The following is a 16,834-nucleotide window of genomic DNA, read 5'->3' on the forward strand; positions in this document are numbered from 1 at the left end:
GCGCTATCTGATCCGGGACGCCTTTACGTCAAACCGTTCCATCAGCTTGCCTTTCAGGGTATCGCTGTCTGCTTTTTCCAGTTCCATACTAAGGTTCATGCCGTTTGCCTGAAAAAACACCTTCACCCTATTGCTGTCCATTTCCTCGACCTTTTCCAGTGCCTGCTCACCCAGCTTCTCTGAAGAGAGCTTCCCGGTCAGCTTTCCGTCCTTCCGTTCCAGGGTCATTTTTACCTCTACATCGCCACCGGGCGTACCGGCAATCAACGTATTCCAGGCACCGGTAAAATAATCCTGACCGGCAACGGCAGGGGCAGCGCTTTCCGGGGTTGCCGAATCGCTGCCTGCCAGTCTGAACTCGGTACCCATCACGACCATTAACGATCCGTTCTCTGTTTTCGGGTTCAGGAAGACAAGGTAAATATCGTGGCGTTTATCATCCGTGACCATTTCAGTCAGCGGCACATTCAGCATTTTCGGAGCAAAATCCATCTTCTCCGACGGTTCCAGAAAGTCCGACTTTCCAATTACCTTACCGGTCGGACTATCCAGCCGGATTTCGACCAGGCCACCCGCAGCATTGACCTGAGGTTTCGGCGCTGAGGCAGCCAGCAGCAGTCCTGTTACCCCGGTTAAATCAACTTCCTTCAGTCCAATGTACGCGCCTGATTTGGCAGGAATGGCCAGATTGTTGCCTCCGAACGCCATCTTGCTGACGTCACTGTAGGTATCAAACCCGTGCATATCGACTTTTGAACTCCGGAGCGTAACCGTTTGCTCTGACCGCAGCGCCGGTAAGCCGTTGGCACCCTGATCTTCATAGGCAGCACGCACAATATAAACACCCTTACCCTTATCTGAAGCCGGCGTTTTAGCCACATAGGAGCCGGTTACAGGTAATGACGGTGCCGCAGGTGCATCGTTAGCCATATTCAGAATGTATTTTACCATTTCCGATGCATCGGCCGTTGACAGCTGCGGGTGACCGGCCATGGCTGTTTCCCCCCAAACACCGCTACCGCCCGAAATCACTTTTTTCGTTAGCCGTTCCAGCGCCGTATTGTCGCCCTTATATTTCATGGCCACTTCGCGGTACATCGGCCCGATTGATTTCTTATCCAGGCTGTGGCAGGCTTTGCAGTCGCTGCCCTCAATGAGTTTTTTGCCGGTAGCGACCAACGCACCGGCGTCAGCCGAGCGGTGGCCCATCGAAATCATATTTTTGTCGAACCCTTCGGCAAGGTAGTCAATATTGACGGCTACCTTTTCCGGAGCAATACCGCTGCCAAGCCTGCCATCTTCTTTATCCGTTACGCTGACATCATAATTGAACGGCTTATTGGCGACATAAAAAGTCTTGTTGCTTTTCGGCAAGTCAAGGCTCACAACCGGCGGTTCATTACCGGCCGTAATTTCCATCGACTGTGAATTGATTCCTCCTTTGCCGTCATTTACCGTTAAGGTAGCCTTATACAAACCGGCTTTCGTCAGCGTTACGTTTGCATCTGGTGTGGTAATTACCTTGCTGAAGCCAGCCTTCGAGGTGATGGTCCACGTATATTTCAGATTATCGCCGTCAGCATCAGTAGTACCCTTTGCGCTTAACTTCAGGGTAAACGGCACTGCACCACCCATCTGGTTAGCGTCCATAACAAGCTGCGGCTTCCGGTTTCCGCCATTGTATTCAATCCGGATCAGGCGGGCATCATCGTTGGCCGTAAACCAGCCCGAGCCATATTCCAGCATGTACAGGTCACCGTTTTCGGCAAACTCCATATCCATCGGATTGCTGAATTTGTAGCTCGGCATAAAGCGCTCCATCGACACATAATTGCCTTGCTTATCCATCGTTACGGCCATGATCCAGCCCCGCATCCATTCATATTCCAGGAACTTGCCATCGTAATATTTCGGAAATGCGCGCGGTGCATTTTTGAAATCATCAGCATAAAACACAGGTCCGGCCATGGCGTTACGCCCTCCCGTACCCACAAGCGGGAACTCTGCCGACTCTCCGTATGGATACCACACAAACGCTTTCTGCGCCGGTGGCAGTATCTTAAGTCCTGTGTTATTGGGTGATGTATTTGCAGGGGCATTCACATCCCATTTTTCCAGCGATTTACCGGCCGCAAAATCGTATCTGTTATATGCTTTGTTGTCCCCTACAAAATGCGGCCACCCAAAGTTACCGGCTTTGCGCGCCTGCCCTACTTCATCGTGTCCGGCGGGCCCGCGGTTTTCGTCCGGTTTTGACGCATCAGGACCTACCTCTCCCCAGTATACGTAACCCGTATGTTTGTCCACCGATATCCGGAATGGGTTGCGATGCCCCATTGTGTAAATCTCCGGCCGGGTCCGGGGTGTACCTTTCGGAAACAGGTTGCCGTCCGGAATGGTATAGCTCCCATCCGGCTGTGGTTTGATCCGGATGATTTTTCCTCTCAGGTCATTGGTATTGGCCGAAGACTTCTGAGCATCCCACGACTCACGCCCCGGCCGCTCATCGCTCGGGCTGTACCCGTTCGAGGCATGGGGATTGGTATTATCACCGGTCGACAGATACAGGTTCCCTACCCTGTCCCAGGCAATCGAGCCCCCTGTATGACAGCACTCTTCCCGCTGGGTATCAACGCGAAGCATTTCTTTTTCTGATCCCAACACTAATTCATCGCCCTTCATCGTAAACCGGGAAAGCTGGTTATACGAGCCTTTTTTGGATGAATAATACAGGTACACCCACTGATTTTTCGCAAAATCCGGGTCTTTGTTCAATCCCATCAGCCCGTCTTCGCCCATCGACTCTTTCCCCTCCTTACTCACATAGTTTGTGCTGACGGGAATTCTGGCAATGGTTTTCAACTGTTTGGTTTTGTTGTTGTACAGCCGGACCTCGCCCTTGCGCTGGATAAACAGCACACGGTCGTTATCCAGCAACGTCAGCTCCATCGGCTCATCCAGTTTTTCTTCCAGTACCACTTTTGTGAAGCGGTTTTCTTCAGGACGTGTATTACCGGCACCCGCATCCGGGGCTTTTGCCCTGGGCGACTGAGCGACTGCCCCGTGCATACTCAGCACAGTGCAGGCCAGCGCCAGACCTATATGAATCAGCTGTTTCATAAGTTATTGATCGATTGAAAGATTGAGATATACACAGCTCCGTTATTGCTGAATGGTCCACTGCAGGGCTGTTTCGAGCAGCCGGACAACGTGCTGGTTTTGCCATGCGGTTTCACTGTGTCCCATAGAGGTATAAAAGGTTTTTCCTTTGCCCGTCTGCTTATACCAGGCTACCGGATGATCCTTGCCCATGCCGAAATTCTTTGTGCTGACAAACAGCATATTCCCGTTCGGGTTGATCGTTTCTCCGTTGATTGTATAAACGATGGTAAAGCCTTTCTTACGCGGGTTTTCAAAAAAGACGTACCATTCGTCGGAATGTGCCCATTTCTGCGGCAGCCGCGCGAAAAGGCTGTCTGTCTGAGGATCGCGGACAACATCTGCCAGCTGAAACTGCGGATTCAGGGGGTGATGGGAAAACTTCGCCCCTAATAAATGCTGTTCGTACCAGTCCCAGTGATGCGAGTCGTCACCGGCGCCGTGGATACCGATCAGGCTGCCACCACCCTCGACATACTGCTCCAATGCGCGTTTCTGCTCGTCGTTAATGACTTCGCCCGTCGAATTATTAAAAATGACCGTGCTGAATTTTGCCAGTTGCTCCGGATTAAATACCCCGCCTTCTTCCGTCTCGTACACATACCAGTTGTTTTTCTCCGCCAGTGCTTTGATAACCGGCTTCGATGCGTCAATAGAGGCGCCGTGCCGGAAACCGGTCGTTTTCGAAAACAGCAGGATCGCCGGTTTACCAACCGGAAAGTCTATGGACGGATGCTCTGTTTCGTACGATACCGGAAACCCGTTTTTAACCTTGTAAATAAACAAACCGGCCGCTACTGCCAGCATCACGACTAATCCGCCAATGACACCCAGTACGATTTTAATGATTTTTCGTAGTCTCATCCTTACCACAAGGGGGCTTATTTCCTGTTCTTCTTGTCCGTATTGCTAATCCTGATAGCAAATGTAGAAACAATTTACTTATTGTCTTTTTTTGGGACAATAAATTTTTCATTATAATATCTTTGCAGAATACCATTCCATAAACTGTACGGTATTGAGATGAGTAAAAACGGGCTTACAGCCGCTCAATCCATATAATTTACCCTTATTTTAGCCGTAGCCCTAAACCACTGCCAATGAAGTTGTTTGACAGACAGAACTTTATTCATCAATTATCCATAGACTGCGTCATTTTCGGTTACGCTGATTTAGTACTGAAAGTGCTGGTTTCACGCGTAAACATTACTCCGGCGGTCTGGACCCTACCAGGCGGCTTTATCCGGCAGGACGAAAGTATTGATCTGGCAGCGCGCCGGATTCTGGAAGAGCGTACCGGACTGACGGATATTTATCTCGAACAATACCATGTTTTCGGCGAACCCAACCGGATCAATCACGAGATATTTGAAGGCTTGCTGACCCTGAAAGAGAAGTGGCTTGACATGGGGATTCCGGATGAATCCAGCCTGCACTGGCTTGCCAGCCGCTTTGTGTCTATCGGTTATTATGCTCTGGTCGACCTCAATAAGGTGTTTCCCCGGAAAACGGAGCTGGACGAATCGGCAGACTGGTATCCGGTAACTGACTTGCCCGGCATGATTATGGATCACAACCTTATGGTTGACCGTGCACTGGAAACGCTACGCCGGAACCTCGACGAGAAGCTGATCGGTTTCAATCTCCTGCCGGAGACATTCACCATGCGGGAGTTGCAGGAACTCTACGAAGCAGTTTATAACAAGCCCTTTGCCCGTAATAACTTTCAGAAAAAAATACTGGACCTGAATGTCCTCGAACGGCTTGAGAAGAAGTTTACCGGGGCCGCTAATAAAGCGCCGTACCTGTATCGCTTCAACCGGTAAGCCGGCCGGGTTTCAGGGTTGTGCGGTAGCCCACGTCATGGATTACCGCACAACCCTGAGTGCTATTCAGCCAGCTGTACCTCGCTGATTTGAACAACGGGTTTGATATTGGTATAATTTGGTACATCAGCCCTTAGCTGCGCCGAATGTGCCTGCATTGTTTGCTGGCAGGCGGATAACGTTTCAAAATAAAAATAGCCGATGGCGAGATAGGACAGCGGCGTATCCGGTGAGCCGCCGGCAACACCTTTATCAATAGCCATCGCTTTTAGCGATGCCCCGAATAACCGGGCGGCCATGGGCATATGCTTTGTCGTATAATAGTCCATATCAAAGGTTTTCCCCTCTCCGTTCGGATAAAAGATCGCCACTTTGATCATTCCCTTTTTAATTTTCGGGTTGTCAGCTGACTGTGGATGCCGGAAACTGACTAAGAAACACAGCGCAATAAGAAGAAGACTGACTGAAGTTTTCATTGCCGGAACGATTAGTTATTTGTTGTAATCTGTACAATTTAAGCGCACCAAAGTTCGGCTATCAGAAGCACAGAACCGTAATACTTTTTTAGCAAACTATTGACCTGAAACGTATGCTCCCGGAAAGGTTTTCCGGTGCGCCTATCTTCGGTAGTAACAGCCGTGTAATCCCGGCACTGATCACACTATGAAGTGCGTACAGTCAGTAAAAAAGCCGGTTTCAGCTCTTCGCTTAACGGACGACTCAATCAATATCCTGAAAATGAAATCAACGTTTCTTTATGTACTCTTTTTTTTCGCTGCCCTACCGCTATCAGCCCAGACGGACCGGCAGATTTTTTTCGCCGATGTAACCATATTTGTTGAGGGAGGCAAGTATTACCTTACCGGCTCAAAGGGGGGCAACAGCGGACCACAGGGGTTTGCGCTGTTAGAATCAAATGACCTGAAAACGTGGGCAGTACCGGCTAAAGCGAAGGACTCGCTGGGCATGATCCTGACCCGAGGAGACCACACATTCGGTACAAAAGGTTTCTGGGCACCACAGATTTTTAAGGATAAGGGATCGTATTACCTGACTTATACCGCTGACGAACAAACGGTTCTGGCAACGTCTGAATCGTTGTATGGTCCGTACCGGCAACAGGAAGAAGGCCCCATTGACGGATCTGAGAAAAATATTGATTCCTACCTGTTTAAGGATACGGATGGTAAATATTACCTCTATTGTGTGCGCTTCAATAAAGGCAATTACCTGCACGTGGCTGAATTTGACATGAAAACCGGAAAGATAAAGCCGGAAACCCTGAAACGGTGTTTCGACCAGACAGAACCCTGGGAGGCAACGCCCAATTTTAAGTCTGCCCCGATTATGGAAGGCCCGACCGTCATCAGACTCATGGATAAATATTACCTGTTTTATTCAGCAAATCATTTTCAGAACATCGATTATGCAATTGGCTATGCCGTAGCGGATTCCCCTTACGGGCCCTGGGTGAAACATAAAAATAACCCGATCATTCACCGGTCTATTGTCGGTGAAAATGGCTCCGGTCATGGTGACCTTTTTGAAGGCATTGACCACCAGCTGTATTATGTGTACCACATCCATAACTCTTCTGAAAAAGTAGGGCCGCGCCGGACACGCATTGTTCCGGTCGTTAAACAATGGGATAAAAAGGCCGGTGTTTACTCGTTTAGTGTCAAAGGACAGGATGTTATTATTCCCGTAATGGCCGGCAAATAAGGGGTTATTTAGCACAGATAACTAAACGTTATCCGGTTTTCACAGTTAGTTTTCCGAAGGACGTTGTCGGGTCGTCGTTTTTAACGGCCAAAAAACCGGCCATACGGCCTTTTTACAACGACTGAGGTATTTAAACCGGTTTACTGTGATTAATCGCCTGAGCAAGCTTTTTTACGATCTTTTGTCAACCGTCCGGCTATGGCCGTTTGCGCTGGGACTGGCCTGTATCCTGACGGATTTACCCGCCCGTGCACAGGCACCGGACTCATGGGTACGCCGGACTGTGCGAAAGATGCTTACAGACTCCACTTCGCCCGGCCAGTTAAGTATCAGAGTCTACCCGACACTTGGTTATGCGCCCGAAACCAGTGTGGAGCTTGGGCTTTCATCCATGCTGCTGTTTCAGGCCAAAAATGATACGCTCAACCGGTTGAGCGAGGTAACAGCCTTTACGTTTTTTACGCTGGAATCTCAGTACGGTATCTGGCTCGATAATTTTATTTACGGCGATAAGGATAAATGGGCACTCATGGGACGGACCCGCTTTCAACGGTTTCCGTTGCTGTATTACGGTGAGGGCCCGCAAACGTCAGGTAAGAATCCGGCAGTGGTCGACGCCATGTATGTGCAGGCACGGCAGCGGTTTCTGAAGCGGATTGCACCCAATCTGTTTATCGGTCCCCAGGCCGATTTTCAGTTTTTGTACAACACGTCATTCGGACAGCCGCAGGACGGTCCGCACTACCCGCTGCCCTTGGGTTCGGGCGGTTCAATCAATCTTGGTCTGGGATTGAGTCTGGTGTATGATCAGCGCCATAATGCACTGAATGTACGCAAGGGCCTTTTCAGCGAATTATCCTTTCTGTCTTACCGGAAGGGGGCAGGCAGTGACTACAGTTTTGACGGCATTACGATTGATACCCGGATCTACCGGCCGGTTAACCGGCGGAATGTACTGGCCGGTCAGCTTTTCGGCAGCTTTCTTAGAGGCACGGTTCCGTTTAACATGAAGTCCTTACTCGGTGGCGACATGATTATGCGGGGCTATTACCAGGGTCGTTTCCGGGATAATAATCTGGTAGCCGCTCAGCTCGAATACCGCATGTTGCCGTTTGGGTTTAGTAAGCGGGTGGGCGGAACCATCTTTGCTGCTGCCGGCGCCGTTGCCCCTAAACCGGTTGAGTTGGTCCCCCGCCGTTTTGTCGTTTCCGGAGGCGTTGGCTTACGGTATTTGATGTTTCCCAAAAAGGATATTTTTATCCGTGGCGATATTGGTGTGACCAGAGAAGGTGTCGGTTTTTATATCACCACCGGTGAGGCATTCTGATTACCCGCCTATCCTGAAAACCATTAAGAGGGGGGCGCCCGGAATCGGGGGTGTTTAAGGAAAGTTTTTTTTTGAAAAAACTTGATCAAAAATCCACACACAATTTTCTGTTTAACTGTTTGTGTGTGTTTTCTTTTGTTTAATATAGTTTAAGGCTCTGTAACTCATTCATTATCAGTTTTTTACGGGCTCATTTTACGAGAAAGGCGGGGCATTTTACGAGAAATCCGGGGTACTTTACGAGAAAGGCGGGGCATTTTACGAGAAATCCGGGGTGTATTATGAGAAAGGCGGGGCACTTTACGAGAAATCCGGGGTACATTACGAGAAAAGCAGGGTGATCCGTTATTATTGCTCTTTTTTACAGATAATTGCCTGACATTTAGATTCTTATAAATAGTATGGGAATTGAATACGGACATGTTATTACGAGAAAAATGGGGAAAGCATTTCATTTTACGAGAAATACGGGGTGAGTGCCGGCTATAAACGCGGTATTCGCCTGACAGGACTTAAAAAAGGGATAATACAGGCGATAATAGCGCTTTTCAGGACCAGATACTACGAGTTTCAAAGGGAAAACAGCCGGTTATTACGAGAAATACGGGGTAATGCAGACTACTAAAAACCGTTATTACGAGAAATACGGGGTAGCATTCAGGTCTTATCACTTAAAGCAATGTGTCATCAAAGCGGTGTTCTGTTGTATTTATTATAGTGTAAATTGACTTATCGTAATATTTTTGAGCCATTCACGAAAAAAAGAATGATTTTACGAGTACCAACGGGTATTTTACGAGATATACAGGGCTTTTATCTGCTTTGTATGCGTTTTCAACAGATTACGAGGCAATCCAGCCTTATAGCCTTGTTTTTCAGATTCTGACACCTGAAATCAGGTATTCAGAAAACGATAAAGGAAAACAGCACCCCGTATTTCTCGTAATAACAAAGCTGGTTGTGTTCAGATACCATGAAGAAAAAAGGTAACCCGCATTTGATTGTTCAGTCCAACAATTTTCTGAATCTCAGGCATACGCTGAATATACACGAGGCCAGAGTCTTTCTGACCATGGTCGCGCAGATAGAGCCGGACGATGTGGATTTCAATACGTACCGGATTGAGGTAACATCGTTTATGAAAAGCCTTGGGCTGAAAGGCAAAGGGGGCTATACCATTCTCAAGGAAGTTGCCGAAAGCTTAATTCAGAAAACGTTCAAACGCCTTGACCCCAAAGGTTCGTTTGAACTGATCGGTTATATCAGCTATGCGAAATACGTTGTCGGGCAGAGCTATATGGAGCTGTCGTTTGATCCCCGCCTCAAACCCTATCTGTTAAACCTGAAAGAAGCTTTTACGCAGTATGATATACGATATATCCTGACGCTGCGGTCAATCAATACGGTAAGATTATATGAGTTGCTGAAATCAAATGAGTTTCAGAGGAAGGTTGATTACTCGTTTGATGAACTAAAAGAAAAGCTGAACCTGATCGATAAGTATCCGCGGTTTGCCGATTTTAAACTTTATGTGCTTGAACCTGCCCGTAAAGAACTGAAGAAGCAGACAGATATCAGTTTTGATTACGCACCGATAAAATCAGGTAAATCAGTAATTGGTGTAAGTTTTACAATTTACAGCCACAAAAATGCAGGCGATGAGAGTCTGGAACCCTTTCTGCCGGCTGCACCGCTGGATATTCCCAAACTGATTATTGTCCCGACGGTCACCCCCGAAATGGTGCATCTGTTTCAGCAGATTGAGCCGCATCTGACTCCGGATGACATCGGTGATTTTGTGAATGAACTGAATACCTCGCAGAACAGGATACTGGATACCCTGCTTTACGCCATAAACGAACGGCGGAAAGGGGTACTGATTAAAAGTATTTTTGCCTATGTGAAAGCAGGCCTTAAATCGAACCTCGGCAAAGGGCTTCATGCGGAAGCACTCAGGAAAGAACAGCAGAAAGCGGCCCAGAAGCGGAAACAAGCCGATAACCGGGAGATTAACAGGTGGAGAACCGTGGAGTTTCCGGACTATCTGGAGCAATATTATACGCAAATCGGACAACAGGCCGATTCGGTAGTTAAGCACCAGTATTTCTCGTATGTAAACCAGCAGATTAAGGCAAATCCGCAGCTGAAAGCCGTGTATTACCGCGAAGACGGTGCGGTAATCAAGGAGATGTTTCAGGTTACGCTGGGTAAAGCCCTGTCAAAGGAACAGGGCGAGGATGAAGATCAGATTTTTATCAGCTTCTGTCAGGAAAAGAAAGGCGAGAATATTAAACGGGAAGGTGATTTATGGATCAGAGCGGATGTGAAAGAAGAAGTGCCGGAAATACAGTATGCACAAATAATTGACGAGGCCAAAGTTGATCCTTTTTAAGTGCCGGTCAACCAGAGACAAACTTTCTGTCCATAGCTCTTTGGATAAAAAAAGTTCTTTTTACCTTTGCTGAGGGTATAAATTTATCCCCGGCAACGCAGTATGATCACACAGGACAAGCTCATCCGGTTTCTGAAAACGAAACCGGCCATTAACCTGTCTCAGATAGAAAAAGAGGCTGGCATCCCCGCAAAAACCCTGCACAAGGCACTGACTAATCAGAAGGACGTTCCGGCCAAGCATTTGCCGGCACTGGATGAGGCTTTACGTCAGTATGGCTATACGGATTCTCTTTTTGAAAAAGCAACCGTAATATCCATTGTTAACCACAAAGGTGGCGTCGGTAAAACAACGACTACCATTAATGTCGGTAAAGGCCTGAGTCTGCTGGGCTATAAGGTGCTGCTGGTCGATATGGATTCACAGGGCAATCTTTCGCAGTGCTTCGGGGTACACGAGCCCGAAGAGCAGGTGATCGATGCACTGCTGAGTAATGTGTCGCTGCCGATGCTGCCGATTGCGGAAAATCTCTACCTCTCCCCTTCCGATATCCGGATGGCGTACAAGGAATCTGAACTGGCAAACGCAATTGGTGCAGACCGCCGATTGACGGTTAAGCTGGAAGAAGCCAAAGCCCGTTTTGACTATATTCTCATTGATTGTCCGCCGAGCCTTGGTATTTGTACGACCTGTTCACTGGTTGCATCGAATGCCTGTATTGTGCCGATACAGCCTGAAGCCAGCGCATTCCACGGCGTTGAGAGTTTGTTCAACCGGATTGCGGAGGTAAGAACCTATATTAACCCGACGCTGACGATCAAAGGAATTGTCTTTACGATGGTTCACAAAAATCAGAGTGTGCATAAAAGCATGATGAGCCACATCCGCGAAAAATACCAGCACTTCAGAATTTATGATGTCGTGATTGAAGTATCGACGGTAATTAAGCAGTCGCAGGTGGCAAAGGAAGATTTATATACCTATTCGTCTAAGTCTTCCTCATGGCAGCAGTACTACGAATTAGCAACAGAACTAACGATGCTGTAAGATGGCTAAGAAAGATTTCATGAGCCTGATGAAGGCCAAAACTGCCGATGTCCGCCCTTCCCTCCTGTCGGCGGAAGAAAATATAAAACAGCAGATTGTTGTCCTGGACGAACTGCGCGATCTGATCCCGCCACTGACTGCCGATGAGGTGGCGCAGCTGGAACAGAATCTCCGGCAATATGGCGTAAAGGACCCGCTGACCATCTGGGAAACCACAGCGCTGACTGCCGGCACGGGTGATGATGAAACACCGGTGTATGTACTGATCGACGGACATAACCGGTTTTCGGTTATTAATCAGTACAAACTGGACTTCCGGATTAACCTCGTTCATGTTGAATCGATGACGCAGGTTAAGGAATACATGATCGACTACCAGCTTGGCCGCCGGAATCTTTCGCCTGAGCAGGCCTCCTACCTGCGGGGGATGCGGTATAATCAGCTTAAAATAGCCAGAGGCAGTAACCTGAATGCAGAATCAGCCCAACAGAATGTTGCCGAGTCCCTCGCGACTGAATATGGCGTGAGCAGCCGGACAATTAAGCGGGACGGGGAATTTGCTGCCGGTATCGAAAAGCTGGAACCTGCGCTGAAAAAAGAAGTACTTTCCGGTAAAGCAAAGTTGTCAAAGACCCGGATTGCGGAGCTGGCAAAAACCGGCGTTACCGGAGAGGCGGACAGCAGTACGGCTTCTGAACCGGAACCGGCAACCATGCAGAAACAACGGCTCCAAACTGAAATCAGGGAGCTGGCAAACGGGAAGCTGGATAAACGATCCTGTGCGCGTTTAGTGCATAAAATCAATGAGTTAATGCAGTTATGACAACGAAGTGACACGTTGTCACTTCGTGAGAAATTTAGAACCGGAGGCGTATATGCTAAGGATAAACTTCACGAAGTGACACATTGTCACTTCGTGAAAAACAGCTCTCCAAACAAGCAGCTTGACTGCAAAAAAAGCCCGAAGTGACAGTGTGTCACTTCGGGCACCGGATACCAAATGATGTTATAAAAAAGACAGTGAATATTACGAAGTGACACGCTGTCACTTCGTAAGCATAAAGCCGGAAATACGTTGGGTTACCGTGGCGTCCGGCAGTAAAACTCACCGCTGCAAACCGGACCGTCGGTAGACGAAAAGATACAGTCCCGCGAGTAATCAAATACGTGTCCGGAGAACTTACCCTTGATAAATTTTCGGGGCTGATAGCGTTCAATCGTTACGGAACCGCGGGCCCAGTATTCACTCCCTTCACAATCCCAGCCGACAACATCGTAGATTTTCTGCTTTCCGCCCGAACCGAAGCCCAGCCGGATACCGCCTGCATTCGGGATTTCGGTGTAATTGCCGAACGGCATGGTACCCGGTTTATAGCCACTTGTTGAGATTGTGCAGACCACGCCGCCACTGGATAAGGTAGCGCCCATGATTTCAAAGTAGTCCGTATACTCATCCTGCATATCACCGGAAAGCATGTATTCCTTGCCGCCGAAGGTTAGTTTTATATAGCCGGTTCCGATAACAAACTGGCTGAGCAGAATTACTTTTTTACCATTTGTAAAGTCGATGGTAGTGTTGATAGTAACCGGGTTTTGTCCCGGCGTTCCCATTGGTGCAGTGTAGGTATTACTGCCCCCGTTATTTGTCGCCAGTGTGCCATTTGCTCGTCCCCCGACAACAGCCCACGTAATGCTCTTTGACGCATTCTTATAGGTAAGCGGCTCTTCTGTGTTGACAAGAGGTGATAAAACGTTGAGGTGCAGACGGGCAGATTCACCCCACAATAAAATACCCGGAACCGGTTCATTCGAGTCAACGAACATGTTTTCCAGCTGCGCAATTTCAGCCGCGCTCCAATCGCTGAAATGTGTCATCGGAACCGTAATGCGGTGGGTTGCCGTATCGGTTTTTACGCCCGGAACATTGTACCAGATACCATCCGGTTTTTGCCAGGCAACGCGAAATGCGTCAGGATCGTTGAGGGTTATTTCCTCTTTTTCGTAGGTAAACGAAAGAATGCCGGGTTTGGCAAATGTGGTACCATCCGGTGAAAACCGATATGCCTGAGCAATGCCGTTGGGTGTATGATTGGTAATGGGCTGGATAGAAACCGGCGTCGGAACCGACAGGGCGCCTGCCGGCAATGTCAGGCGGATCTTCCCGTCAGCCGTTTCAATGGTGCCGCCTTCCGGACCGATTGTTTTGACAATGGCGGCACCGGCAGGATCTCCGGGTTTGGTCCGGATACCGTTTTCTGTGATTTCTTCCTCTTTATCAACATCCGTACCCGGAGTAACCGGTTGAAAGGTGTCTTTACAGGCAACCGCGCCGAACAGGAGCAGTGCAGGGATAATTACATTCGGGAAATAACGTTTCATGCGTCGTTCAGTTGTTGTGTTGTTTACCCTGCAAAAATGCCGGATAAGCCAGACAATGACCTACGCAGTACGGATTCCCGGCTACGTGTTATGGATTTTCTGTGGAAGACATCACGCCCTGAGCTGATATTGGGTGGGGGTATGCCCCGTAAACTTCTTGAACGCTATTGAAAAATGCTGGGCGTGTTCATAGCCCAGCTGATCGGCGATTTCGTCGACGGAAACCGGGCTGTTGCGGAGAAGCAATCCGGCGTGCTGCATTCGCAGTTGCCGGATGTACTGAAAGACAGTTGTGTCAAACAGTTGTTTAAAGCCTTTCTTGACCTTGAACTCATTTAAGGCACAGTAGCGGCTCAGCCCGGCGAGCGAATGGTCTTCGAGAAAGTGAGTATCTAGATAAGCCTTTAATTGCCGCAGTTTATCGGCTTCATGTGCCGGAATAATGCCGGCCGGTTTTTCCGGCGTTCTGAACTGATCAAGCTGTAAGGCGAGCAACTCAAGCATTTTCGACTGAAGCAAGAGATTACGCATTGGCCCCCGCTGACCGGGATTGCAAGTATCACGGATCAGACCTAACATGTGCGGGGTTATCATTGATGGCGCCGCTGAGCCTGCAAACGGGCGTTCAGCATCCAGTTCGGTTAACAGATGATCGCTCCAGGCATCACCCTCCCCGAGAGACGAAACGAAAAACGATTTATCGATCTGAAGAAGCAGCATCTGTAAATGCTGATTGCCGGATATGTGGTTTATATGCCCTGCTTCGGGGGTATGAATCAGGTTATGGGTACCGGTCCGCATGGCCAGCGGCGCCGGTATGCCGTTAAACGTTGAATCCATGGCACCGGTCAGCATAAAATTGATATGGATGCCATCGCAGGGTGAAGGATCAACTAGAGAAAAGTCTGACCGGGTTTGCCAGTTCATGCTGATCGCCCGCATAAATGGCAGTTGAATATCCGTAACCTCAACGTCTCCGGCCGCCGGATGCCGGCTCACAAATGCGGGCAGTGAAGGAGCACGGTTCGTGGCTGACCAGGATGGAGTCATTAATTCCGGTTGAAAGAGCTCAGCGGTTGTCAGTGTTGTCATATTCGTCGTCAGAAAAAGCGTCATGTACGCGCGTAGTGCACGCTGGTAATCAAAACTAAACCGCGCGGATAAAAAAAGAAGGGGCATACTGCCTGAATTGACGCAGGCAGCGGATCAACCGGAACATGAGCAGACTCAGCCGGGATAGAGCCATTTGCAGGAATGCCCGCCTTTATGGGCACCGGTTAATCCGTCCGGCGTAGCTGCAAATCCGCTGCGCGTAGGTCATTGTGAACTATGTTCCGGAATTTTGTGCCGCTGCCGCCTGAACGAGGTGCCGCAAGACAACGTAAACAACAATGAAAAGACTACTGAAATTCGGAAAATGGGCAGGCCTTGGCTTACTGGCTATCGGTATCCTGGCCGGACTGGCTTACGCTTTTATAAGTCTGTCTATCGAAAAGCGCATGAATAAACAATACACTTTTGAGCAGGAAACCCTGACCGGACAGGCCGATAAGGCTACATTAGTCAGGGGAGAACATCTGGCGACCATTAAAGGGTGTTTTGAATGCCATGGAACCGACCTGTCCGGCAAGGTTATGGCCGACGATCCGGCATTGGGGCGGTTGGTCGCGACCAATCTGACAACTGGAAAAGGAGGGTTGCCGGCTGATTATACGGCTGCTGACTGGATGATGGCGCTCCGTCATGGTGTCGACCGTCGCGGGAGGCCACTCCTGTTTATGCCTTCACACGAAACCACCTTGCTGGCTGAGCCGGATCTGAGCGCGCTGATTACGTACTGCCGGCAGGTTCAGCCGGTTGACCGGAAACTGCCGGAGACTACGGTCGGGCCGTTGGTGAAAACCCTCGCTTATTTTGAGAAAATGCCGCTTTTATCTGTTGAAAAGATCGATCATACACGCAGGCCTGAAGCGCAGCTGGATACAACCATGGGCGTAAAACTCGGCGAATACCTGGCCGTATCGTGTTCCGGTTGTCACCAGCCGGACTTTAAAGGAGGCGATCCGCTTGCACCGGGCCAGCCACCGGTTCCGGATCTTACGCGCTCCGGGCAGGTCGGAAAGTGGACTCAAACGCAATTCATGACGACCCTGCGTACCGGAAAAACCCCGGCCGGCCATCAGCTGGACAATGAACAAATGCCCTGGAAAATGACGGCGCATTACAGCGATAAGGAAATCCGGTCCCTTTATCTCTATTTCCGGTCTATTCAGTAAAAAGGAATACCGACTCGGAAAAGGTAAAAAATAACCCTGAGCAGCCCGCTGTTCAGGGTTATTAAGGTTTATTATCACGGGGCTAATTAAACGCCTTCACCGGATAATCTTTCATAATTTTTTCCACTCCTTTGGTGACTTCTTTTTCTATCCGGTTCGGGTTTGACACATCACCTTCGATAACGCCCCGCCAGATAAGCTGTCTGGTTTTGGCATCCGCAATATCGACAACCAGGGTTCCTTCAGTATAAGGCACCTGCTGCATGTTGTTGTTCCAGGCATAGGGCCAGTTCCCATAGCCGTAGGGTAAATACCGCCAGCCGCCTCTGAACCCAAACGGATAGTATAGCGGGTAGCTCGGGCCGTAACTAACCGTTTTGGTTTTCTTATCTGTGTAGGTATGAAAACCAACCAGCAGATCCGGGCTTTCGGGGTTAAGGCTCAGACCCCGTTTGGTCAGTTCTGTTTTAAGCGTAGCTTCAATGTTGCTGGTAATGAGGTCACTGTTGTAGACCGGGTTCTTCCCGACCTGAATATCCGGCGTGGCCCAGGTATATGTTTTATACTGTCTGAAGTCAACTGTTTTGTCGTAATCAGTTGAAACCTGAGCAAAGGCAGTACGGGTAATCAGCAGAAGGAGCAGGTTTATAAAGAAACCTGAAACAAACGATTTCATGGCTGTTTATTTAGTTTACAGGTTGATAGA

Annotated in this window: 13 protein-coding genes; 7 read left to right on the forward strand and 6 right to left on the reverse strand. The window is 49.0% G+C overall.

Annotated elements, in window-relative coordinates; all coding sequences use genetic code 11:
• Positions 1–3: 3 nt before the first annotated feature.
• Complete coding sequence (locus AC23NW_RS20400; protein WP_487451653.1) at positions 4–3,120, reverse strand: PQQ-dependent sugar dehydrogenase; 3,117 nt, start codon at positions 3,118–3,120, stop codon at positions 4–6.
• Positions 3,121–3,162: 42 nt separating this feature from the next.
• Positions 3,163–4,023: a ThuA domain-containing protein gene (locus AC23NW_RS20405; RefSeq protein WP_487451655.1), complete on the reverse strand. Its 861-nt coding sequence runs from the start codon at positions 4,021–4,023 to the stop codon at positions 3,163–3,165.
• Between the two features lie 236 nt (positions 4,024–4,259).
• Between AC23NW_RS20405 and AC23NW_RS20410 the strand changes: the two genes are divergently transcribed.
• Positions 4,260–4,985: an NUDIX hydrolase gene (locus AC23NW_RS20410; RefSeq protein WP_487451657.1), complete on the forward strand. Its 726-nt coding sequence runs from the start codon at positions 4,260–4,262 to the stop codon at positions 4,983–4,985.
• A gap of 62 nt (positions 4,986–5,047) precedes the next feature.
• Here AC23NW_RS20410 and AC23NW_RS20415 read toward each other — a convergent pair whose 3' ends face one another.
• Positions 5,048–5,461, reverse strand: coding sequence for an EthD family reductase (locus tag AC23NW_RS20415; protein WP_487451658.1), 414 nt, complete (start codon positions 5,459–5,461; stop codon positions 5,048–5,050).
• Between the two features lie 262 nt (positions 5,462–5,723).
• Between AC23NW_RS20415 and AC23NW_RS20420 the strand changes: the two genes are divergently transcribed.
• The 5 genes from AC23NW_RS20420 (at position 5,724) to AC23NW_RS20440 (ending at position 12,296) form a co-directional block, all read left to right on the forward strand.
• Positions 5,724–6,707 (forward strand): glycoside hydrolase family 43 protein, encoded by a 984-nt coding sequence (locus tag AC23NW_RS20420; protein ID WP_487451660.1) that lies wholly within the window; start codon positions 5,724–5,726, stop codon positions 6,705–6,707.
• Between the two features lie 145 nt (positions 6,708–6,852).
• Positions 6,853–8,034, forward strand: coding sequence for a BamA/TamA family outer membrane protein (locus AC23NW_RS20425; RefSeq protein WP_487451662.1), 1,182 nt, complete (start codon positions 6,853–6,855; stop codon positions 8,032–8,034).
• Between the two features lie 973 nt (positions 8,035–9,007).
• On the forward strand, positions 9,008–10,426 hold the full coding sequence (locus tag AC23NW_RS20430) for a replication initiation protein (RefSeq protein WP_487451664.1): 1,419 nt from the start codon (positions 9,008–9,010) through the stop codon (positions 10,424–10,426).
• Positions 10,427–10,528: 102 nt separating this feature from the next.
• Positions 10,529–11,473: a ParA family protein gene (locus AC23NW_RS20435; RefSeq protein ID WP_293841054.1), complete on the forward strand. Its 945-nt coding sequence runs from the start codon at positions 10,529–10,531 to the stop codon at positions 11,471–11,473.
• A 1-nt stretch (position 11,474) separates the two neighbouring features.
• Complete coding sequence (locus AC23NW_RS20440) at positions 11,475–12,296, forward strand: hypothetical protein (protein ID WP_487451666.1); 822 nt, start codon at positions 11,475–11,477, stop codon at positions 12,294–12,296.
• Between the two features lie 257 nt (positions 12,297–12,553).
• On the opposite strand, the gene AC23NW_RS20445 is transcribed toward AC23NW_RS20440, so the two are convergent.
• Both AC23NW_RS20445 and AC23NW_RS20450 read right to left on the reverse strand, forming a co-directional pair.
• Positions 12,554–13,852, reverse strand: coding sequence for a hypothetical protein (locus AC23NW_RS20445; protein WP_487451667.1), 1,299 nt, complete (start codon positions 13,850–13,852; stop codon positions 12,554–12,556).
• A 111-nt stretch (positions 13,853–13,963) separates the two neighbouring features.
• The gene (locus AC23NW_RS20450) at positions 13,964–14,944 is read right to left on the reverse strand and encodes a helix-turn-helix transcriptional regulator (protein ID WP_487451669.1); all 981 of its coding nucleotides are present in this window, start codon (positions 14,942–14,944) and stop codon (positions 13,964–13,966) included.
• Between the two features lie 299 nt (positions 14,945–15,243).
• On the opposite strand from AC23NW_RS20450, the gene AC23NW_RS20455 reads away from it, so the two are divergent.
• Positions 15,244–16,128, forward strand: coding sequence for a c-type cytochrome (locus tag AC23NW_RS20455; RefSeq protein ID WP_487451670.1), 885 nt, complete (start codon positions 15,244–15,246; stop codon positions 16,126–16,128).
• Positions 16,129–16,210: 82 nt separating this feature from the next.
• On the opposite strand, the gene AC23NW_RS20460 is transcribed toward AC23NW_RS20455, so the two are convergent.
• Positions 16,211–16,804, reverse strand: coding sequence for a DUF4136 domain-containing protein (locus AC23NW_RS20460; RefSeq protein WP_293841042.1), 594 nt, complete (start codon positions 16,802–16,804; stop codon positions 16,211–16,213).
• Positions 16,805–16,834 lie beyond the last annotated feature (30 nt).

The sequence above is a fragment of the Arsenicibacter sp. R0_47 genome (assembly GCF_057652235.1).